The sequence below is a fragment of the Micrococcus sp. iso_26 genome, from assembly GCF_056172975.1.
Genome location: NZ_CM149652.1, coordinates 2,275,839 through 2,296,444, shown reverse-complemented (window position 1 = coordinate 2,296,444; position 20,606 = coordinate 2,275,839). Strand labels below are relative to the sequence as shown.

Annotated in this window: 18 protein-coding genes; 9 read left to right on the top strand and 9 right to left on the bottom strand. The window is 73.9% G+C overall.

Annotated features, from left to right (window positions below; all coding sequences use genetic code 11):
- The first annotated feature begins 47 nt into the window (after positions 1-47).
- Positions 48-3,479: a DEAD/DEAH box helicase gene (locus AC0VX0_RS10665; protein WP_036340482.1), complete on the top strand. Its 3,432-nt coding sequence runs from the start codon at positions 48-50 to the stop codon at positions 3,477-3,479.
- 156 nt (positions 3,480-3,635) lie between these two features.
- A complete protein-coding gene (locus AC0VX0_RS10660) occupies positions 3,636-4,907 on the top strand; it encodes an aminotransferase class I/II-fold pyridoxal phosphate-dependent enzyme (protein ID WP_475451657.1) in 1,272 nt (423 codons plus the stop codon).
- Between the two features lie 33 nt (positions 4,908-4,940).
- Here the strand turns inward: AC0VX0_RS10660 and AC0VX0_RS10655 are convergent, their stop codons facing one another.
- Both AC0VX0_RS10655 and AC0VX0_RS10650 read right to left on the bottom strand, forming a co-directional pair.
- On the bottom strand, positions 4,941-6,236 hold the full coding sequence (locus AC0VX0_RS10655) for an acyl-CoA dehydrogenase family protein (protein WP_002857372.1): 1,296 nt from the start codon (positions 6,234-6,236) through the stop codon (positions 4,941-4,943).
- A gap of 1 nt (position 6,237) precedes the next feature.
- The gene (locus AC0VX0_RS10650; protein ID WP_002857374.1) at positions 6,238-7,605 is read right to left on the bottom strand and encodes an acyl-CoA dehydrogenase family protein; all 1,368 of its coding nucleotides are present in this window, start codon (positions 7,603-7,605) and stop codon (positions 6,238-6,240) included.
- A gap of 219 nt (positions 7,606-7,824) precedes the next feature.
- On the opposite strand from AC0VX0_RS10650, the gene AC0VX0_RS10645 reads away from it, so the two are divergent.
- The gene (locus AC0VX0_RS10645) at positions 7,825-9,261 is read left to right on the top strand and encodes a PQQ-binding-like beta-propeller repeat protein (protein ID WP_002857376.1); all 1,437 of its coding nucleotides are present in this window, start codon (positions 7,825-7,827) and stop codon (positions 9,259-9,261) included.
- Positions 9,262-9,285: 24 nt separating this feature from the next.
- Here the strand turns inward: AC0VX0_RS10645 and AC0VX0_RS10640 are convergent, their stop codons facing one another.
- The 6 genes from AC0VX0_RS10640 to AC0VX0_RS10615 form a co-directional block, all read right to left on the bottom strand.
- The gene (locus AC0VX0_RS10640) at positions 9,286-9,699 is read right to left on the bottom strand and encodes a DUF805 domain-containing protein (protein WP_475451654.1); all 414 of its coding nucleotides are present in this window, start codon (positions 9,697-9,699) and stop codon (positions 9,286-9,288) included.
- A gap of 10 nt (positions 9,700-9,709) precedes the next feature.
- Positions 9,710-10,315: a hypothetical protein gene (locus AC0VX0_RS10635; protein ID WP_232502413.1), complete on the bottom strand. Its 606-nt coding sequence runs from the start codon at positions 10,313-10,315 to the stop codon at positions 9,710-9,712.
- Between the two features lie 342 nt (positions 10,316-10,657).
- Positions 10,658-11,170, bottom strand: coding sequence for a GNAT family N-acetyltransferase (locus tag AC0VX0_RS10630; RefSeq protein WP_002857382.1), 513 nt, complete (start codon positions 11,168-11,170; stop codon positions 10,658-10,660).
- A gap of 79 nt (positions 11,171-11,249) precedes the next feature.
- On the bottom strand, positions 11,250-11,663 hold the full coding sequence (locus AC0VX0_RS10625) for a VOC family protein (RefSeq protein WP_036335066.1): 414 nt from the start codon (positions 11,661-11,663) through the stop codon (positions 11,250-11,252).
- Between the two features lie 45 nt (positions 11,664-11,708).
- Complete coding sequence (locus AC0VX0_RS10620; protein WP_475451651.1) at positions 11,709-13,034, bottom strand: MFS transporter; 1,326 nt, start codon at positions 13,032-13,034, stop codon at positions 11,709-11,711.
- A complete protein-coding gene (locus AC0VX0_RS10615; protein WP_095695059.1) occupies positions 13,031-13,759 on the bottom strand; it encodes a class I SAM-dependent methyltransferase in 729 nt (242 codons plus the stop codon). The genes AC0VX0_RS10620 and AC0VX0_RS10615 overlap by 4 nt, the downstream gene beginning before the upstream one ends.
- A 295-nt stretch (positions 13,760-14,054) precedes the next feature.
- On the opposite strand from AC0VX0_RS10615, the gene AC0VX0_RS10610 reads away from it, so the two are divergent.
- The 6 genes from AC0VX0_RS10610 (at position 14,055) to AC0VX0_RS10585 (ending at position 19,913) form a co-directional block, all read left to right on the top strand.
- Positions 14,055-15,404 (top strand): O-acetylhomoserine aminocarboxypropyltransferase/cysteine synthase family protein, encoded by a 1,350-nt coding sequence (locus tag AC0VX0_RS10610; RefSeq protein WP_010080035.1) that lies wholly within the window; start codon positions 14,055-14,057, stop codon positions 15,402-15,404.
- A 1-nt stretch (position 15,405) separates the two neighbouring features.
- On the top strand, positions 15,406-16,716 hold the full coding sequence (locus AC0VX0_RS10605; protein ID WP_475451648.1) for a cystathionine gamma-synthase: 1,311 nt from the start codon (positions 15,406-15,408) through the stop codon (positions 16,714-16,716).
- Positions 16,713-17,759 (top strand): putative oxygenase MesX, encoded by a 1,047-nt coding sequence (locus AC0VX0_RS10600; protein WP_127435210.1) that lies wholly within the window; start codon positions 16,713-16,715, stop codon positions 17,757-17,759. Before AC0VX0_RS10605 ends, AC0VX0_RS10600 begins: the two co-directional genes overlap by 4 nt.
- A complete protein-coding gene (locus AC0VX0_RS10595) occupies positions 17,756-18,787 on the top strand; it encodes a methionine synthase (RefSeq protein ID WP_127435211.1) in 1,032 nt (343 codons plus the stop codon). The genes AC0VX0_RS10600 and AC0VX0_RS10595 overlap by 4 nt, the downstream gene beginning before the upstream one ends.
- A 52-nt stretch (positions 18,788-18,839) precedes the next feature.
- Entirely contained in the window at positions 18,840-19,325 is a 486-nt protein-coding gene (locus tag AC0VX0_RS10590) for a luciferase domain-containing protein (protein ID WP_223247478.1), read from the top strand.
- Positions 19,326-19,400: 75 nt separating this feature from the next.
- Positions 19,401-19,913 (top strand): helix-turn-helix domain-containing protein, encoded by a 513-nt coding sequence (locus AC0VX0_RS10585; RefSeq protein WP_144919322.1) that lies wholly within the window; start codon positions 19,401-19,403, stop codon positions 19,911-19,913.
- 37 nt (positions 19,914-19,950) lie between these two features.
- Here AC0VX0_RS10585 and lysE read toward each other — a convergent pair whose 3' ends face one another.
- The gene (lysE, locus tag AC0VX0_RS10580; RefSeq protein ID WP_070709017.1) at positions 19,951-20,565 is read right to left on the bottom strand and encodes an L-lysine exporter; all 615 of its coding nucleotides are present in this window, start codon (positions 20,563-20,565) and stop codon (positions 19,951-19,953) included.
- Positions 20,566-20,606 lie beyond the last annotated feature (41 nt).

Sequence of the window (20,606 nt, the reverse complement as noted above, 5' to 3'; positions counted from 1 at the left end):
GTGTCGGTCGGAGCGGGCCCGGCACGGTCCGTGAAAGACTGCTCGCTATGGCCACTGCAGATTCCGGAGACGTCCTGCCGCACCTGCGCACCGAGGCCATCCGCGCCGTCGTCGGGCCCACCAGTGCGGACCGCGGCTTCGCCGTGGCCGCGTCGGGTGCCGTGGGGCGCCTGCGCTATGACGCCGCCACCGGCCGTCTGAGCGCCTCCGTCCAGGGCACCGCGCCCAGCCCCTACCGGGTGCAGGTGCAGCTGCAGGAGGCCTACGACGACGCCGCCGAGGACGGCGCCGGCGCCCTCATGGAGCCGGTGGGCGGGCGCTGCACGTGCCCGGTCGGGACGGACTGCAAGCACGTGGCCGCCGCGCTCTACCAGGTGGTCCGCCTCGACGCCGACCAGGCCCTCGACGACGCCCGCCGCAAGCTCGCCGAGATGGTCACCACGGCGGACGCGCTGCCCGCGCCCGCCGGCCGGGGCCACGACGGCGGCGGCCCGGCCGGCCTCGACGCCCCGGCCGCGGACGGGGCGGCACCCCCACCCCCTGCCGGCCTGGACTGGCGACGGGTCATGGAGCCGCTGGCCGGACTCCACGGCCCGCGCCGGGTGGGCACGCCGCCCGCGCTGGCGATCGGCGTGGAGCTCGTGGCCGAGTCCTCCCGCAACGCGTTCCAGCAGTGGGGCCCGGCGACCGCCGGGGAGGAGCAGGTGCGCGAGGGCCGCCCGCTGTACGTGACCGTGCGCCCGCTCAAGCGCGGGGCCAAGGGGACGTGGATCAAGGGCGGGCTGACGTGGAAGGCGTTCCAGTTCCCGCGCGCCGAGTTCGCCCCCGCCCAGGAGCGGGCGATGCGCCTGATCTGGCGTCAGGTCCAGGCCGAGGACTCCTACCCGGGCGACGCCTGGTTCGGTCTGCACGTCTTCGACTCCCCGCGGATCTGGCAGCTGCTCGCGGAGGCCCGCGAGGTCGGGGTGGAGCTCGTGCCGCTGGGGCTGCTGACGGACGTGGTGCTGGAGGCGCCCGTCGCCGTCGGGCTGGACGTCACCCGCGCCCCCGACGGCGGTCTGGACGTGGCCCCGTCCCTGGACCCGGCCCCGCCCGGCCCCGGGCTGAGCGGTGTGCACGCCGTGGGAGGCATCGGCTTCTACCGCGTGGAGCTCACGGACGAGGAGGCCGTGCTCCACCTGATCCCCGCCGCACGCCCCGTCCCCGAGGCCGTGCAGCAGCTCGTGCTCGCCGGCGGGCCCGTGCGCGTGCCCGCCGCGGACCGCGAGGAGTTCCTCGGCCGGATCTACCCGCGGCTGCGTGGCGCCCTGCCCGTGACCAGCGGCGACGCCTCCGTGGAGCTGCCCGAGTTCGAGCCGCCCGTGCTGCGGCTGCGCGCCGACTTCCGACCCGGCCACGAGCTCGTGCTGCGCTGGTCCTGGCTCTACTTCGACCCGCCCCGCGAACTCGGCCTCGACGCCGGCGGCGACCCCCTGCGGGACACCCGGCACGAGGACGCGGTGCTGCGCGCCGTGGCCGAGCTCTGGCCGCGCGCCGGCCGTGCGGAGGAGCAGGTCCTCGAGGGCGTGGGCGCCGCCCGGTTCTCCGAGCAGGTGCTGCCGCTGCTGCAGCGCGCGGACCACGTGCGCGTGGACGTCACCGGCGACCGCCCCGACTACCGCGAGCTGAAGGCCGCCCCGCGCATCGAGGTCGGCACGAAGGCCACGCAGAACGACTGGTTCGACCTCGGCGTGCAGGTCTCCGTGGACGGGCACGTGCTGCCGTTCGTGGAGCTGTTCACCGCGCTCGTGCAGGGCAGGACCACGCTGATCCTCGCGGACGGCTCCTACCTGGGCCTCGACCACCCCGCCTTCGACCGGCTGCGCGCCCTGCTCTCCGAGGCCGCCACCCTGCAGGAGTGGACCCCGGAGCACACCCCCGTCTCACGGCACCAGGTCGGCTTCTGGGAGGACCTCAAGGAGCTCGCGGACGAGGTGGACGAGGACCCGGAGTGGACCGCCGCCGTCGGGCGTCTGGCCGCCGTCGAGCGCCTCCCCGAGGCCCCGCGCCCCGCCGGCCTGAAGGCCGACCTGCGCCCCTACCAGGAGGAGGGCCTGCGCTGGCTCGCGTTCCTGTGGGAGCAGGACCTCGGCGGGATCCTGGCCGACGACATGGGCCTGGGCAAGACCGTCCAGACCCTCGCGCTCTTCGCCCACGCGCGCCAGGCCCGGCCCGAGCGGCCGCCGTTCCTCGTGGTCGCGCCGAGCTCCGTGGTGTCCGTGTGGGCGGCCGAGGCCGAGAAGTTCACCCCGGACCTCGACGTGCGCGTCCTGGACACCACCACCCGCAAGCGCGGCACCGCCGTGGCGGACGAGGTGGCGGGGGCGGACGTGGTGGTCACCAGCTACACGCTCCTGAGGATCGACGCCGGCCAGTACGGCGGACTCGACTGGGGCGGGGTGGTCTTCGACGAGGCACAGTTCCTGAAGAACCGCGCCGCGAAGGTGCACACGGTGGCCCGCGACCTGCGCGCCCCCTTCCGGCTGGCCATCACCGGCACGCCGATGGAGAACTCCCTCAGCGACCTGTGGGCGCTGCTGGGCGTCGTCGTGCCGGGCCTGTTCCCGAGCCACCGCCGGTTCCGCGAGACCTACGTGACCCCCATCGAGACCGGGGGGGACCCCGAGCGGATGGCGGCCCTGCGCCGCCGCGTGCGCCCGTTCATGCTGCGCCGCTCCAAGGAGCTCGTGGCGAAGGACCTGCCGTCCAAGCAGGAGCAGATCCTCCAGGTGGAGCTCGAGCCGGCCCACCGCAAGCTCTACGACCGCGTGCTCCAGCGCGAGCGCCGCAAGGTGTTGGGCCTGCTCGGGGACATGGACGGCAACCGGTTCACCATCTTCACGTCGCTCACGCTGCTGCGGATGCTCGCGCTGGCGCCGCAGATCGTCGACGACCAGTACGCCTCCGTGCCCAGCTCGAAGCTCGAGCGGTTTCTCGACGACCTCACCGAGGTGATCGGCGAGGGGCACCGCGTGATCGTGTTCAGCCAGTTCACGAGTTTCCTGCGGGTGATCGCCGAGGAGCTGGACCACCTGGAGATCGAGCACGCGTACCTCGACGGCTCCACGCGCGGGCGCGCCGACGTGATCCGCGGCTTCCGCGAGGGCGAGGCGCCGGTGTTCCTGATCTCCCTGAAGGCGGGCGGCTTCGGCCTGACCCTGACCGAGGCGGACTACGTGTTCCTCATGGATCCGTGGTGGAACCCCGCTGCGGAGGCGCAGGCCGTGGACCGGGCGCACCGGATCGGGCAGGAGCGGACCGTGATGGTCTACCGGCTCGTGTCCGAGGGGACGATCGAGGAGAAGGTGCTCGAGCTGCAGCGGCGCAAGGCCGAGCTGTTCGGCGCGCTCATGGACGAGTCCGACGACTCCGGAGCCGGCGCCTTCACCGACTCCCTCACCGCCGAGGACATCCGGGAGATGCTCGGCGCCGAGGAGTGAGCGCTGCGCGAGGCGCGCCGGACGTTTTCGTTCGGGAAACGGCGGCGTGTCGCGACGTTTTCGTTCGGGAAACGGCGGCCCGCCCGCCCGTTTCGTCAACGAAAGTCGCCCCCGAGGCGCCGTTTCCCGAACGAAAGCGGGGGGTAGCCTCGGGCCATGCATCGCCCGTCCCGGTCCAGCACCGCCGCCCCCGCCTTCGCGCCGTCCGCCCCTGCCCCCACCGCCGCCCCCGCCTTCGCGCCGTCCGTCCGGTCGCAGGTGCCGCCGTTCACGGTGATGAGCATCCTCGGCCGGGTCGCCGCACTGCGTGCTGCCGGCCACGACGTCGTCAGCCTGTGCGCGGGGGAGCCGGGCGGGGGCGCCCCTCCCGCCGTCGACGCCGCGGCCGCCGCCGTCCACGCCTCCGGCCGTGCCCTCACCTACACCCCGGCGCTGGGCCTGCCGGAGCTGCGGGCCGCCGTCGCCGGCCACTACCGCCGCTGGTACGGGCTCGACGTGCGCCCCGAGCAGGTCGCGATCACCACGGGCTCCTCGGGGGCGTTCATGCTCGGCTTCCTCGCGGCGTTCTCCCCGGGGGACCGCGTGCTCCTGCCGCGCCCCGGCTATCCCGCGTACCGCAACATCCTCACGGCGCTCGGGGTGGAGGTGGTGGACGTGGACGTCGACGCCGGCACCCGCTACCAGCCCACGGTCGCCCACCTGGAGGCGGCGCTCGCGGAGGGCCCGGTCGCGGGGCTCGTGCTCGCCTCCCCGGCCAATCCCACGGGCACGATGGTCAGCGCGGCCGAGCTCGCCGAACTCGCCCGCTGGTGCGAGGAACGCGGTGTGCGGCTCGTCTCGGACGAGATCTACCACGGCATCGTGCACACGGACGGGCAGGGGCCCGGCGCCTGCGCCTGGCGCACCTCCCGCACCGCGCTCGTGGTCAGCTCGTTCTCCAAGTACTGGGGCATGCCCGGCTGGCGGCTGGGCTGGATGCTCATGCCGGACGACCTCGCCACCGCGGTCGACGGCCTCGCCGGCTCGGTCGCCCTCTGCCCGCCCGCTGCCGCCCAGGAGGCGGCCGTCCACGCGTTCACCGAGGAGTCCTACGCGTTCTGTGCCGAGCAGGCGGCCGCCTTCACGGCGACGCGCGGCGTCGTGCTGGCCGCCCTGCCCCGGATCGGCTGGGCCGACGCCGCCCCCGCCGACGGCGCCTTCTACCTGTGGGCCCGCCTCGCTCCGGGCATGCTGGCGGAGTTCGGCAGCGCCGTCGGCTACTGCGCCGCCCTGCTGGAGGAGGCCGGCGTCGCGCTGACCCCCGGCGACGACTTCGACGCCGTCCACGGGCCCGAGTTCGTCCGCCTCTCCTTCGCCGCCGGCCCGGACGCCGTCCACGAGGCGCTCGAGCGGATCGCCGCCTGGCATGCGGCGCGCGGCCTGGCCTGAGGGGCTCCGCCGCGCGCCGCACCGGCCGGTGGCTCAGCCGCCCAGCCGGTAGTGGCGTCCGAGCGGCGTGCCCTTGACGGCCCGGTCGCCGAGCAGTCGGGCGCGGTAGATCAGCGGGTTGTGGCTGGCGAGCACCCGCGCGTTGCGCCAGTGCCGGTCCAGCCCGCGCGTGCGCAGCGTCGCGGAGGCCCCGCCCACTTCGAACAGGCGGGTCGCCGCGTCGAGGGCGGCCCGGGCGATCACCTGCTGGGCGGCGTAGACGGCGGTGTACACCGCGTCCACCTCGGCCTCGGCCAGGGGTGCGCCCGCCGCCTCGGCCCGCAGCGCCCGATCCAGGGGCCCGACGACGGCGTCGAGCGCCGCCTGCGCCCCGAACGCGGCGGCCTCCAGCTCGCCCACCACCTGCAGCACCTGCGGATCGTCACCGGGCCGCGGGGCCGCACCGTGGGAGAAGCCGCGCGTGCGTCCGGCCACGTAGGCCGCCGCGTCGCGAACAACGGCGCGGGCGATGCCCGTCAGGCCCACCAGGTGGACGAACTGGAAGATCGCCTGCGAGGCGAAGATCGACGAGCCGTCGTCCAGGGACTGGCCCACCGGCGTGAGCTCCTCCGGATCCACCACCACGTCCGTGAACTCCGTGGTCCCCGAGGCAGACAGCCGCTGACCGAATCCGTCCCAGTCGTCGTGCAGGGTCACCCCGGGGGCGTCCGAGCGCACGGTCGCCGCGCGCTCGGCACCGTCCTCGTCCTCGACGACGACGATCGTCCAGTCCGCGTACAGCGTCCCGGTGGAATAGGCCTTGCGACCGTTGATCACCGCCGAGCCGTCCGGACGCGTCGTCAGGCGGGTCTCGTAGTGGCCGGTGCGGTTGCCGATCTCCGTGGTCGCGTTCGCGACCGTCTCACCCGTGGCGAAGCGGTGCAGCCACCGCTCGCGGCGCGGTCCGTCCGGCGAGCCGAGCACCGTCTCCACGTTCACGACGTGCACCCGCAGGGCCTGCAGCACGTTCGAGTCGGCCTCGGCGAGCTCCACGTACAGGCGCGTGGCCTCCGGGAACGTCAGTCCGGCCCCGCCCGCTTCCTCGGGCACGCGCAGCCCTGGGAAGCCGGCGGCGGCGAGGCGGTCCGTGGCCTCGCGATCGGTCACGCGTTCACGGTCCCGCTCGGCGGCGGTCTCGGCGAGCCAGGCTAACACGGGGGCCAGCCGTGCGCGGGCGGCGAGGAACTGGGGCCGGTCGGCCGGGTGCGCGGTGGTCGGCGCCCCCGAGTCGGTGGTCCCGACGTCGGCGGGACGGGAGATCGTGTCGGTGCGGTCGGTGGTCGTCGTCATCTCACTGCTCCTTCGGGGCGGCGGGGGTCGAGGGGGACGGGGAGGCGCTGTCGCGGGACGGATCGGCGCCGGCGGACGATGCGGTCTCGACCGCGTCCGCGCTGTGCGGGGCGGGGGTGCCGTGCAGCAGGCACTCCCCGATCTGGCGGCGGCGGTGCGGCAGGGGCGTGTGACTGGCCAGCACGCGGGCGTTGCGCCAGTGGCGGTCGAGTCCCGGACCCGCGACGACGGCCGACGCCCCGGCCGTCTCGAACAGGTCGGAGGTCAGCCGCAGCGTCAGGTCGGCCGCCACGGAGGACGCCGAGGCTGCGGCGACCCAGGCCTCCGTGTGGGCGGCCTCGAAGGCCTCCGCGGCGCCGTCGTCCGGGGACTCGGTCGCGGCCGCGCCGAGCACGGGCGCCGCACCGGCCGCGGCGGTGTACGCCGCCTCGAGGGCGGGGACCGCGCCGAGGACCACGGAGCGCAGCGCGCGGACCTGCGCCGCGGCGGCCCCGAGCTGGTGCTGCAGGACCGGGTCGTGGGCGGGGCTGGCGCTCGCGGCGTGCTGGTAGGAGCGGGAACGGCGGCGGAGGATCTCGGTGAAGTCGTCGAGCGCGCGCTGGGCGATGCCCGCCTGGGTGGCCGCGAGGATGAGCCACAGGAACGGGTAGCCGGGGGCGGCGGCGGGGCGCTCCAGGTCGACGCGGCGCCAGGCGGGGGCGGGCGCGTCGGTGTAGACGGTGGTGCCGGAGGCCGTGCCGCGCTGGCCGATGCCGTCCCAGTCGTCGCGGGCCTCGACGCCCGGCCCGGTCACCTCGACGACGAGGGGCTGCAGGGCCCCGGCGTCGTCGTGGGCGGCGACCAGGGTCCAGTCCGCCAGCAGGGTGCCGGTGGAGTACTGCTTCGTGCCGGTCAGCAGGAACGCCTCCGGGTCGCGCGGGTCCCGGCGGGCCGTGACGCCCGGCAGGCCGGTCGCGGCCGGCGGGTCCACGAGTGCGTTGGCGAAGACCTTCCCGGCGGCCACCTCGTCCAACCACCAGTCGGTCAGACGTGGGTGGACGTCGCGGGCGACCTGCTCCGTGAACATGAAGTGCCCGTGGAGGGCCTGGGGGAGGTTCGCGTCGGCCGCGGCGAGGTCCACGAGCAGGTCGAGGAGCTGCGTGAGGGTCGCGCCGGAGCCGCCGCGCTCCCGCGGCAGCCGGAGGGCGGTGAAGCCGGTCTCGGCGAGCAGGCGCACGGCCGCATGGGGCGCGACGGCCGTGTCCCGCCGCCTGGCCTCGTTCGCGGCGATCCGGGCGAAGACGGGGGCGAAGCGGGCTCGGAGTTCTGCGGTGTCGGGGGTGTCGGCGGCGGAGGTCGGTGCGGGACGGTCGAGGACGGGAGTGGTCATGGGCGGTCCTTCCGTGGGCAGGTGGGCCGACCGTAGGCATCCGCGCCGCGCCCGGCCCAGCCCGCGGACGGGTGGCGTCACGTGCCGGTTCCCGCGACGGGGGCGCGCCGTCGGCGGTGCCGGGATGACGGGCAGACGCCCACCGCCGTATTGCGAACCATCTGCAACAGTCTTTATTGTGAATCAGTCGCATCTTCTCGCTCTCGTGAAAGGCTCCCCGTGTCCCACTCCACCCCGCAGCGCCGTTCCACGCGCACCGCCGCCTGCTCCGCCACCCTCGCCGCCGCGGCCATCGCACTCACGGCGTGCGGCGCGGACGCCGCCCCGTCCGGCCCGACGTCGGCACCCGCCTCCGCCTCGGGCGGCTCCGAGTCACCGGCGGGTGAGGCGAGGGCGGCCTCCTCCGTCTCCGAGGAGGACCGCGTCGACCCGACCCAGACCACCGAGGTCTCCGCGGTGACCCCGCGCATCCTGCTCTCGCACGAGGGCGGGCTCACGCTGCTCGACGCCGAGTCCGGCGAGGTGGTGAAGGAGCAGGACGTCCCGGGCTTCACGCGGCTGAGCAACGCCGGCAACGGCAAGGACGTCCTGGTGACCACCGGGAACGGCTGGGAGGTGTTCTCCACCGGCATCCAGGCCAAGGCCCACGGCGATCACGTCCACAACTACGAGTCCGCGCCCGGCATGACCGGCGTGACGTTCCCGGGTGAGCACCCCGGCCACGTCGTCACCCACAACGGCAGGACCACCCTCTTCGCGGACGGCACGGGCGCGATCCGGACCTTCGACTCGGCCCACCTGGACAAGGCGACCCCGGACCTCCTGCCCGTCATGACCGAGGCGGAGACCGAGGACCCGCACCATGGCGTGGCGCTCGAGCTCTCCGACGGCACCCTCTTCACCACGCAGGGCACCGAGGACTCCCGGAACACGCTCCAGGTGATCGACCCGACGACCGGCGAGGTCACGGCCGAGACCGACGACTGCCCCGGCAGCCACGGCGAGGCCGCGGCCCAGCCGACGGAGGCGGGCGACGTCGTCGTGATGGGCTGCGAGAACGGGCCCGTCGTGTACCGGGACGGCGAGTTCCACAAGGTGGACGTCGAGACCGAGTACCAGCGCTCCGGGAATCTGTTCGGGCTGCACGACTCGCCCATCGTCCTGGGGGACTACAAGGTCGAGGAGGAGCCGAAGGAGGCCGTCGAGCGGCCCACGGCGATCGCCCTCATCGACACCCGCACCGATGCGCTCACCACCGTGGACCTCGGCTCGTCCTACTGGTTCCGCTCGCTCGGCCGCGCCGAGGACGGCTCCGCGGTCGTGCTGACCTACGACGGCGAGGTCAACGTGATCGACGAGGAGACCGGTGAGGTCACCGCCGAGCACCCGGTGATCGAGCCGTGGAAGGAGAAGGACGAGTGGCAGGAGCCCGGCCCGATCCTGAAGGTGGCCGGGAACACCGCCTACGTCACCGACGCGGAAGCCCAGAAGCTCGTGGCCGTCGACCTGGAGACCGGTGAGACCGTCCTGGAGAAGGACCTGGAGTTCGCCCCGGTCGAGATGGCCGTGGTCACCGGCCAGCCGGAGTCCGCGAAGCCCGAGGCGGCCGCGGACGCCGAGTCCGGCCACGACGAGCACGCCGGCCACGATCACTGATCGGTCCGGACAGGGCGGCGGGGGTCAGCGCCGCGCGGCCGTGGCCCCCGCCGGAACCGGGTCCGACGCATCGGCGGGGTGTCCGAGGCGCGGGGCGGACGGCTGGAGCGCGAACACGAGGATCGTGAGCGGGCCGACGAACGGCACCAGCCCGAGGAACAGCCACGCGCGGCTGAAGCCGGCGTCGTGGAGGCGCCGGGCGAGCAGGGCGAGCGAGGGGAGTGCGTGCGCGATCCCCACGAGGAGGACGGCCGCGTCGCGGAGGGACAGGTCCGGGGAGCCGAGGATGAACACGTCCAGGGCGGTGGACACGAAGCGAACGGCGGTCTGCAGGAGCCATACGTAGAGCGCCGCGAGCCAGAAGTCGGCGCGGGAGGCGCGCCCGCTGAACTGCGCGTAGCCGGCGTAGTAGCGGCGGATGGCCTGAAGCATGGTCATGGTCCGGCCCTCAGTCCTGCCGAGGGGACCCCAGCAGCGCCTGCGCCGCCACGATCACGAGCATCGCAGCCCCCGCCGCGGCGGCCCCGGCCGGTCCGGCCGCGGGCATGCCGAGAGCCGCGAACGCGGCACCGGCGAGCCCCAGCACCGCCATCGCCCCGCCGATCCACCAGAACACCGGGGCCCGGAACGCCCGGGCGAACGGGAGGAAGTGCCCGCCCACCACGGCGGCCACCAGGGCGATCTGCGCCGTCGGGGCGTCGAGCGCGAGCGCGACCAGGCGCGTCACGGGGAACAGCGCCAGCATCGCGACGACGGCGATCCCGTAGACGCGCAGCGCGCCGCGGGCGGGCGCCTGCACGGCGGGCAGCACCCGCCGGCGCAGCAGCACGACCACCAACGTGAAGCCGATCAGCGCGATCGCGCCGCCCCGCAGCGTGCCCTGGTGCTCGGCCGGCAGCCCTGCGATCCCGCCGAACAGGAAGGCGCCGCCGCCGATCACCCCGATCAGCCCGCCCGACACCACCGGGTGCCGGAGGTGGCCGATCCCGCGGACGGGCGGGTCGTCGTCGTGGTGGGTCGGCCGCATGGGGCGGGCCGTGGTCGTGTCCGTCATGGTTCCCCCTCGCATCACGTGTGACATGCGTCATCCTCCCATGACGGGTGGACGGGTCAGGCCCCCTGTGGACAGGCCTCGACGATCATCAACGGGTGCTCCGCCGCATCGAATGGGCGGCCGTGCCAGTCCTGGCCGATCAGGTGCATCGCCACGTTCCCGCTCATGATCACCAGCTCCGCCGACGCCGGCTCGATCAGCTCCGCGGTGCCCCGCCGCCGTCACCGCTGAGCCGTGCCGCGGTCCGGCCGCCCACACCACGAAGACGCAGAAGCACCTGGCCGGCTGGGCGCAGGGCATGTCTCCTCCATGGGCGCGCACCCATGGCGGCAGTTCAGTTCGTCATGCCTCTTGACCGTGGCTGCTGTAGACCACGATCGGCGCCCCACGGGGATCACACGTGCTCTTCCACACGGTCATGCCGATTCGTTCGGCCACGCGACGGGAAGCCATGTTGTCGGGGTTGATGATCGCGGTGACCATCGTTGCGTCCAGGGTCTCGAACCCGTATCGCAGGCAGGCAGAGGCCCCCTCGGTTGCCAGTCCCTGTCCCTGGCGTTCTGGCAGGACGTGGTAGCCGACCTCGAGGACCTCCTGGCCGTCGACGTTCTGCCAGGTCAGGCCGCAGTCACCGATGAAGTCGCCGGTGGACCGGTGTTCGATGACCCACAGACCGAACCCATGCTTGGCGTAGTTGTCCTTCGACCAGTTGATCCAGCGCCGAACCTCGTTGCGCGACTTGGCACGCGGGTAGTAGCGCATGACCTCCGCGTCTCCGAGGAGCCTGCACATGTCGTCGAGGTCAGCGTCGGTCATGCACCGGAACGTGAGTCGATCTGTGGGTTGCGGGATCACCCGACGACCTTACCGTCGGCACTGAACCGGCTTCTTGTCCTCGACATGTGCGTGAAACCGCCCCCGCGGCCTGCCGCGCTCACCCCACGAAGACGCAGAAGGGGTGGCCCGCCGGGTCCGCGAACACGTACAGGGGCTCGTCCTCGTCGTCGGAGCGGTCCAGGACGAGGCGCCCGCCCAGGCGCAGGGCGTGGTCGTGGGCCGCGTCGAGGGAATCGCGGTCCGGCACGGTGAAATCCAGGTGCAGCTGCATCGGCACCTCGGGTGACGGCCACGTGCTGGGCTGCAGTTCCTCGGTGCGCTGGAATGTCAGGACGCGGCGGCCGTCATCGTCCAGCAGCACGAGCCAGTCCGCGCTGTCCGGCTCGCGACCGTCCGCGAGCTCGTCGCCCGCGCGGTAGTGGAGGCCGAGGAGCTCGCGGTAGAACTCCGCGACGGAACGGATGTCGACGGCGTCGATCACCGGCTGCTGGAGCACGGGACGGGTGACCATGGCCACACATTAAGCGACCTCGGCGTCCGCGTCAGCGTCTCGGCCTCAGTCGACGTCGTCGCGCCCCGCATCCACCCACCGCGCGGCCGGCACGACGGCGGCCAGCGAGACCACCGCCAGGACCTGCCACCCCGCGAGCGCCCAGCCGACCCCGAGCGTCGCCCCGAGCGCACCTCCCGCGAGGGTCGCCAGCGGCACGGAGCCCCGGGTGAGGGTGCGGCGCATCGCGGTGACCCGCCCGAGCGTGCCCTCGGGGCAGGCGCGGGCGGTCACGGCGGCCTGGGTGATGTTCCCGAGCAGGACCATGAACCCCCAGAGGGCCGCGCCGGCCAGCAGCCACGGCCCGGCATGAGCGCGGTCGACGTAGGCCAGCAGGTGCAGCCCCACGGCCACGGCGCAGCCGACCGAGCCGAGGAGGATGCACCGGCGCTCGCCCAGGCGGTCGATGGCCCGGCCCGCCAGGGACGAGGCCGCCAGTGCCCCGACCGCGCCCGCGGTGATCTGGACGCCCAGGAACTCCGGCCCGAGCCGCAGGTCGGTCAGGATCCAGACCGCCTCGACCGGGGCGAAGAGGGCCATGCCCACATTGGCGGCCACCGACCCCATCGTCAGCAGCCACAGGACCGGGGTGCGCCGCAGGACCGTCCACCCCTCCGCGGCGTCCTTCCCGAACCGGGCCCAGCGGGAGAGGACGTCCGCGACGCCGGGGTCCCCGTCGTCGTCCGGGACGTCCGCCGCGGCGGAGGGCCGCAACCGCACCCGGAGCGCGACGATCGCCGCCGCGAAGAGGAACGCCGTCGCGATGCCGAGCACGGGCCCTGCGCCCAGCGACCCGACGAGGACGCCCGCCGCGGCGGGCACGATCAACACGAGGGCGGCGTCGGCGGACTCGAGCCGCGCCGTCAGGCGGGCGACGGCGGTGGCCGGCACGACGCGCGGCACGAGCGCGGTCTGGGTGGTCTCGGCCAGCACCGTGAGCACGCCCAGCAGGGCCATGACGGCGGCGAGGTGGCCGAACGTGAGCGCGTCGAGCGCCCACGCCACGACGAGCGAGCCGAGCACCGCCGCCTTGGCGAGGCCGGTGGCCGCGAGCAGCCGCGGGCTGAGGTGTCGGTCCACCACGATGCCGATGGGCACGCCGAGCAGGAGGAATCCCAACCCGGAGAGCGTCATCAGCACGCCCATGCCGTCGGCGCCCACGCCGAGCAGGAGCACCGCCAGGACGTCCAGGGCGACGTCCGTGGCGGACCGGCCACCCGCGTCGAGGGCGTTGGAGGCGACCAGCCACCGCGCCCGTCCTTCCGGCGGCGGGGGCGTCTCAGCGTCACGGGTGCGGGGGGTAGGCGTCTGACGACGCGGGTCCGTGCTCACCGCCACACGTGGAGCAGGTAGCCGTAGCTCAGCGACGTCGCTGCGGGGTGCTCGGCGAGCCACGCGTCGGCGACCCCTCGCTCGAACTCCAGCCGCAGGACGGCCTCGAGGTCGGCGCGGGAGTCGAAGGTCCACGAGCTCATGACCTCACGGGTCTCGGCCCCGACGCCGGCCCACCACTCGCGCGCGTACGTGTCCTGGCCCTGCGCCGCCGCGTTCGTGCTCGCCCGCAGCAGCTCGGCGAACTGGCCGCGCTCGGTGTCGTTGTCGATCACCACGAGCGCGCCGCCGGGCCGCAGCACCCGGGTGACCTCGTCCAGGCCGGGCCAGACGTCCCAGCGCGGGTGCGGGAAGAAGTACGCGAACCGGGCGTGCACGACGTCGACGCTCGCCTCCGGCAGCGGGATCTGCTCGGCCGAGCCGTACAGCACGCGCGCCCCGCCGGGGCGGGCGCGGGCGGCCCCCAGCAGGCGCACGTCCGGCTCGACGGCGATCGTCTCGGCCGCGTCGGCGTAGCGGGGCAGCCAGAAGCCGGTGCCCGCACCGAGGTCGAGCAGCGTCCGCCCGGCCCAAGGCGCCGCCTCCTGCAGCGCCGCCCAGAGGGCGCCCTCACGGTCCATGGCCGCGTTCTCTATCTCGTACAGCGCCGGGTCCACGCCCTGGTTGCCCGAGGGACGGAAGTCGGGCAGGCCCGTGGCCGGTCCGCCCGGTGTGCTCTGCGTCATGCCCGGGAGTCTGACACACCCCCCCTCCACGCCGGTCCGTCACACGGGTCTGCCACGGCCCGCCGCGCCCCGGAGAGGCTCCGGCCGGTCCTGGATGGCGCGGTGGCGGCTCATGTGACGCGCGAGCCGGCCGCCCGCTGGACTCGCGGCGGCCCACCGCGTGGGATGGGCTCACCACCCATCCAGAGCGGCCGAGAGATCTGGCTCGACGACGCCGCAGCAACCCGCCCGCCGGACCCGGACCCCCGGGAACGGCAGGCCCGGTGCTACCGCCAGGACCGATGGAGGAGAGCAGATGCCCCGTCACGCCACACAGCAAGTCCACGCCGGCTACGAGCCCGCCGCGCCCCACCGGCCGGTCGTCCCGCCCATCCACCAGACCACGGCGTTCCGTTTCCCGGACCACGCCACGGCGGCATCGATGTTCCGGCTCGAGACCCCCGGCTTCACCTACAGCCGCACGGGCAACCCGACCGTCGCCGTGTTCGAGAACCGCCTCGCCGCACTGGAGGGCGGCATCGGCGCGATCGCCACGGCCACCGGCCAGGCCGCCGTCGCGCTGTCCCTGCTGGCGCTGCTGCAGGGCGGCAAGCACCTGGTCGCCTCCAGCCAGCTCTACGGGGGCACCGTGGACCTGCTGACGGACACGTTCGCGGACTTCGGCATCGAGGTCACCTTCGCGGACCCGGCGGACCCGCCCGCGTGGGCCGCCGCGGTCCGGCCCGACACGCGCGCGTTCTTCCTCGAGGCCATCACCAACCCGCTCGCCACCCTCCCGGACCTGCCCGCGCTCGCGGACCTCGCCCACGCGGCCGGTGTGCCGGTGGTGGTGGACAGCACCCTCGCGACGCCGGCCCTCTACCGGCCGCTGGAGCACGGCGCCGACGTCGTCGTGCACTCGGCCACCAAGTTCCTCGGCGGGCACGGCGCGGTGCTCGGCGGCGCGATCGTGGACGGCGGCACGTTCGACTACGGCGCGGTGCCCGACCGGTGGCCGCAGCTGGCCCGGCCTAAGGCCCGCTACGGCGGGCAGACGCTGGTCGAGCGGCACGGCCGCGGCGCCTACCTGACGCTGGCCCGCAGCAAGTTCCTGCACGACCTCGGCCCCACCCTCGCCCCCGCGAGCGCGGCGCAGTTCATCCAGGGGCTCGAGACGCTCGACCTGCGCGTGGCCCGCCACACCGCCACCGCGCTGGCCGTGGCCGAACACCTGGCCGGGCACCCCGCCGTCGCGCGGGTGCACCACCCCGGCGTGGCCGGGCATCCCAGCGCGGCGCTGGCCGCCCGTGACTTCCCGGACGGCGTCGGCTCGGTGTTCTCCTTCGACCTGGCCTGCGGCCCCGAGGCCGTGGCCCCGTTCCTCGACGCGCTCGAGCTGTTCCAGCTGGTGGTCAACGTCGGCGACGCCCGGTCCCTCGTCTCCCACCCGGCGACCATGACGCACTGCCGCCTGACGCGGCAGCAGCGCGAGGCCGCCGGGATCGCCGAGACCACCGTCCGGCTCTCCATCGGGCTGGAGTGTCCCGACGACCTGATCGCGGACCTGGACCGTGCCCTGGCCGTGGTGTCCGCCGCCGGGCCGGCCGTCCCCGCCGCCACGCCCGCCGTCCCCGAGACCGCCGCCGTCACCCAGGAGGTGCGCTGAGATGACCGCCGTCCACCACACCACCCGCTCCGTCTCCCGTCCCGCCGTCCGCGGCTTCACCACCACCGCCGTGCACGCCGGCCAGGAGCCCGACCCGCTGACCGGCGCCGTGGTGCCGCCGATCTACCAGACCAGCACCTTCGTGCAGGACGGCATCAACGTGCTGCGCGCCGGGCATGAGTACAGCCGCGGCTCCAACCCGACGCGGAACGGCTTCGAGACCCAGCTCGCCGCCCTCGAGCACGGCGACCGGGCGTTCGCGTTCGCCTCCGGGCTCGCCGCCGAGGACGCCCTCCTGCGGGCCGTGCTGCGCCCCGGCGACCACATCGTGCTGGGCGGCGACGGCTACGGCGGCACCCACCGCCTCATCACCACCGTCCTCGAGCCGTGGGGCGTGTCCAACACCCCCGTGGACATCACCGACCCGACGGCGGTCGCCGCGGCCGTCCGCCCCGGCCGCACCGCGCTGCTGTGGGTGGAGACGCCGTCCAACCCGCTGCTGGGCATCGCGGACCTGGCCGCCTGGGCGCAGATCGCCCACGACGCCGGCGCGCTGCTGGTCGTGGACAACACGTTCGCCTCGCCCTACCTCCAGCGGCCCCTCGACCTCGGCGCGGACGTCGTGGTGCACTCCACCACCAAGTACATCGGCGGGCACTCGGACGTGCTCGGCGGCGCCGTGGTGGTGGCCGACCGCGAGTTCCGCGGCCGGGCGCTGGCCGAGGCGGTGGCCTACCAGCAGTTCGCCGCCGGCGCGGTCGCCGGCCCGCAGGACTCCTACCTCGCCGCCCGCGGCCTCAAGACGCTCGGCCTGCGCATGGACCGGCACGGCGCCAACGCCGCCGCGCTCGCGGGCTGGCTGCAGGGCCACCCCGAGGTCGCCCAGGTCTTCTACCCCGGGCTGCCCGACCACCCGGGCCACGAGCTCGCCGCGCGGCAGATGGACGGCTTCGGCGGCATCGTCTCCGTCCGGTTGGCCGGGGGAGAGGCCGCGGCCCGCGCGTTCGCCGAGGCCACCGAGCTGTTCGCGCTCTCGGTCAGCCTCGGCGGGGTCGAATCGCTGCTCTGCTACTCCTCCGAGATGACCCACGCCTCCGTGCGGGGCACGCCCCTGGCCGTCCCCACGGACCTGGTCCGGCTCTCCGTCGGCATCGAGGACGTGGCCGACCTGCAGGCGGACCTCGAGGCGGGCCTCGAGTGCGCCGCACGCGTCGCCGCCGGCCGCGGGGCGCCGTCGTCGTCCGCGGTGCCCCGTCCCGCCCCCGCCCACCACCGCACCACCCGCGCCCGCACCCCGGAGAGGACCCGATGAGCCACGCCACCCTTGTCCCGAGCACCGCGCCCACCCGCGTGGACGACCTGACGTTCAGCATCCACACCACGCCGTTCGACGAGGACTACACGCCCGCCGCCAGCACGCGCGCCACCACGAACTTCGCGAACCTCGCCCGCGGTGCGGACCGGCGGGAGAACCTGCGCGCCGCCCTGGCCATGATCGACGGGCGCCTCAACGACCTCGCCCCCTGGGACAACCCGGAGCGGGACCGCTACACGGCACGGATCGAGATCGTCTCGATCGACGTGCACTTCACCGCCGACGACGGCGCGGATGTCGACTTCCCGCTCATGGAGATGCTCGACGTGCGGGTGGTCGAGCGTGCGACGGGCGCTGTGCTCGGCCGCAGTGTGGGGAACAACTTCTCCTCCTACGTCCGCGACCACGACTTCTCCGTGGTGCTGCCCGCGCACGCGGCGACGTCGCCGGGGACCGAGGAGCCCGACGGCTTCGGCGACCTGCACGGGCGGCTGTTCCAGCACCTGCTCGACTCGCAGGCGTACCGGGAGCGGTTCCCGCAGCCGCCCGTGATCTGCATCAGCGTGTCCACGAGCCGCACCTACCGGCGGCTGACGAACGAGCACCCGGTGCTCGGGGTCGAGTACCGCCAGGACGAGCCCTCCCGCACGGACCGCTACTTCGGCCGGATGGGCCTGGGGATCCGGTGCTTCCTGCCGCGCGGGGCCGTGGCGCCGCTGGCGTTCTACTCGCGGGGAGACCTGCTCAACGACCACGCGAACCTCTCCCTGGCCGGGCTGATCGCCACCATGGAGACCTTCCAGCGGATCTACCGGCCGGAGATCTACAACGCGAACGCCGGGGCCGGCGAGGTCTACCGGCCGCGTCTGGACCACGGCGACTTCTCGCAGACCCGGATCGCCTACGACCGCGAGGAGCGGGCCCGCCTCGGCCGGGAGCAGGGGGAGTACACGCAGGCGCACTTCGTGGGCCCGCACCGCGACCTGCTGGAGCGCTGGGCCGCCGCCCACGCCGCACGAGACACCGAGGAGACCCGATGACCACCCTGATCCCCACCACCCTCGTCGGCAGCCTGCCGAAGCCCGGCTGGCTCGCCGAGGAGGAGACGCTCTGGTCGCCCTGGAAGCTCGAGGGGGAGCAGCTGCGCGAGGGCAAGCTCGACGCGCTCGCCCTCGCCGTGGCCGATCAGGAGCGTGCGGGCATCGACATCGTCTGCGACGGCGAGCAGACCCGCCAGCACTTCGTCACCACGTTCATCGAGCACCTCGGCGGTGTGGACTTCGACCGGCGCGAGACGGTGCGGATCCGCGACCGGTACGACGCGAGCGTGCCGACCGTCGTCGGGGAGGTGGGCCGGCCGGCGCCGGTGTTCGTGGACGACGCGAAGGCCCTGCGCGCGCGGACGGACCGGCCCATCAAGTGGACCCTGCCCGGGCCGATGACCATGATCGACACCCTCGCCGACCGCCACTACGGCAGCCGCGAGAAGCTCGCGTGGGAGTTCGCGCGCATCCTCAACGAGGAGGCGCGGGAGCTGGCGGCGGTGGGCGTCGACGTCGTGCAGTTCGACGAGCCCGCGTTCAACGTGTTCTTCGACGACGTCCGCGACTGGGGCGTGGCGACGCTCGAACGTGCGGCCGAGGGCCTGACGTGTGAGACGGCCGTGCACATCTGTTACGGCTACGGGATCAAGGCGAACAACGACTGGAAGGCCACGCTCGGGGAGGAGTGGCGCCAGTACGAGACGTCGTTCCCGCTGTTGCGCGAGTCCACGATCGACACGATCGCCCTGGAGCGGCACCACTCCCGGGTGCCGGCGGAGCTCATCGGCCTGCTGCGCGGCAAGAAGGTGATGGTCGGCGCGATCGACGTGGCGAGCGACGAGATCGAGACGCCCGAGGAAGTCGCGGCGACCCTCCGGGAGACCCTCGAGTTCGTGGACGCGGACAAGCTGATCGCGAGCACCAACTGCGGCATGGCGCCGCTGGCTCGCTCCGTGGCGCGGGACAAGACCGCCGCGCTCGTGGCCGGCGCGCGGATCCTCCGGGAGGAGCTGGGCGGGGAGTGAGGGGGGCCTGATGGCCTTGCCTGGCCGGCGGGGCCCCGTCAGGATCGTCTGCATGGATCCTGATGCGAGCCCCCGTGTCCGGCTCACCGCTGACGATCCCCGGCCGGGCAGTCGTCCCGCGACGTCGACCGAGGGGCCCCACCGACAGCTTGATCAGCGATCATCGCCGGAGCTGTGGGGCCGTCTGGTCGCTGCGGTGTTCGCCCTCGACGGCGTCGAGGAGGGCCACAGCACCGTCTCGCCAGCAACGTCGCGCGCCCTCCACCTGACAGGCCGGCCGGAGGAGCGCACCCCGGAGGTCAACCTCTCACCAGGCCGGCGCTGGGAGCCGGTGCACCTGCATGGGGTGGACGACACGTCAGTGCACCTCGTCCTGGCGCCCGAGCGCGGCGTCCGTCTGGCCGAGCTCGGATGGCTCGAACCGCATGGCTACGCGGACTTCGGCACGGAGTGGATGCTCTACGGTCCGCGGGACGAGGCAGAGCTGGCAGTCGTCGTCGGGATCATCGAGGAGTCGCTCGCCTACGCGCGCGGTTGACGCAGCGCCCCGGAGCGGGGAAGCGGACGCGAGAGGAAACTGCGAATTTTTCGTTTTCGCGGGTAGTCTTGTTCCATGACTGCGACGGTGAATGACAAGCACACGGTGCTGCCGCCGACGGACCTCGAGGAGATGCTCGACGTCGGCAGGTTCCTCGACGGCCTGACGCAGCCGGCCGCCCTGGTCGGCCCTGATGGGCAGAAGGTCCCCCTGCCGCCAGAGGCTTTCAACGTCCTGCGGGACGTCGTCGAGGCGATGCGGGTGGGCAAGGCCATCACGGTGGCACCCGTCGACCAGCTGCTCACGACACAGGAGGCGGCGAACTTCCTCGGCATCAGTCGTCCCACGCTGGTGAGGCTGCTCGAGGAGGGCGCGTTGCCGTACGAGAGGACGACCGGTGGTCGGCACCGACGCATCCGGCTCCAAGACGTCGTGTCCTATCAGCAGCGGAAACGCGGGGAGCGGCGCGCCTCGCTGAGCGACCTCGTCGGGGAGGCCTCGTCTGCGGGGCTCTACGACCAGAATGCGGAGTCCTACCGCGAGGCGTTGCGTCAGGCTCGCGCCGGCCTCCGGGGTGAGCGCGGGTAGTGGCTCGTGCCGGAGGCGCGCTCGGGCGTCTGCCTGCTCACCCCCACACGCCGGAACCGGCGATGAGCCGGACCGCGAGCACCGCCATGACCACCGCGATCACCACGTCCACCACGCGCCACGCCTTCGGGTCGGCGAGCACCCGGGCCAACAGGCGCGCACCGTAGCCCAGCCCGGTGAACCACAGCACCGAGGCGGCGACGGCGCCGGCGGCGAAGACCCACCGCGCGTCGGGACCGTGCTGGTTGGCGAGGCTGCCCAGCAGCACCACGGTGTCCAGGTAGACGTGCGGGTTGAGCCAGGTCAGCGCGAGCGTGGTGGCGATGACCGATCCCGCGGTCCGCGGCGCCTGCTCGGCCACGAGCCCCTGCGGGCGCAGCGCGACACGCAGGGAGGAGACCGCGAACCAGAGCAGGTACAGGGCGCCGCCCCAGCGCAGCACCTCGAGCAGCCACGGCACGGCCTGCACGAGCGCACCCACCCCGGCGGTCCCGGCCAGGATCAGCACGGCGTCCGAGGCCATGCACACCAGCACGACGGCGCCCACATGCTCCCGGCGCACGCCCTGGCGGAGCACGAAGGCGTTCTGGGCGCCGATGGCGACGATGAGGGCGAGTCCGGTGAGCAGGCCGGTGCCGGCGAGGGTCCACATGGGTGAGGACGCTAGGGCCCGGCCGGGCCTGAGCCAAACGA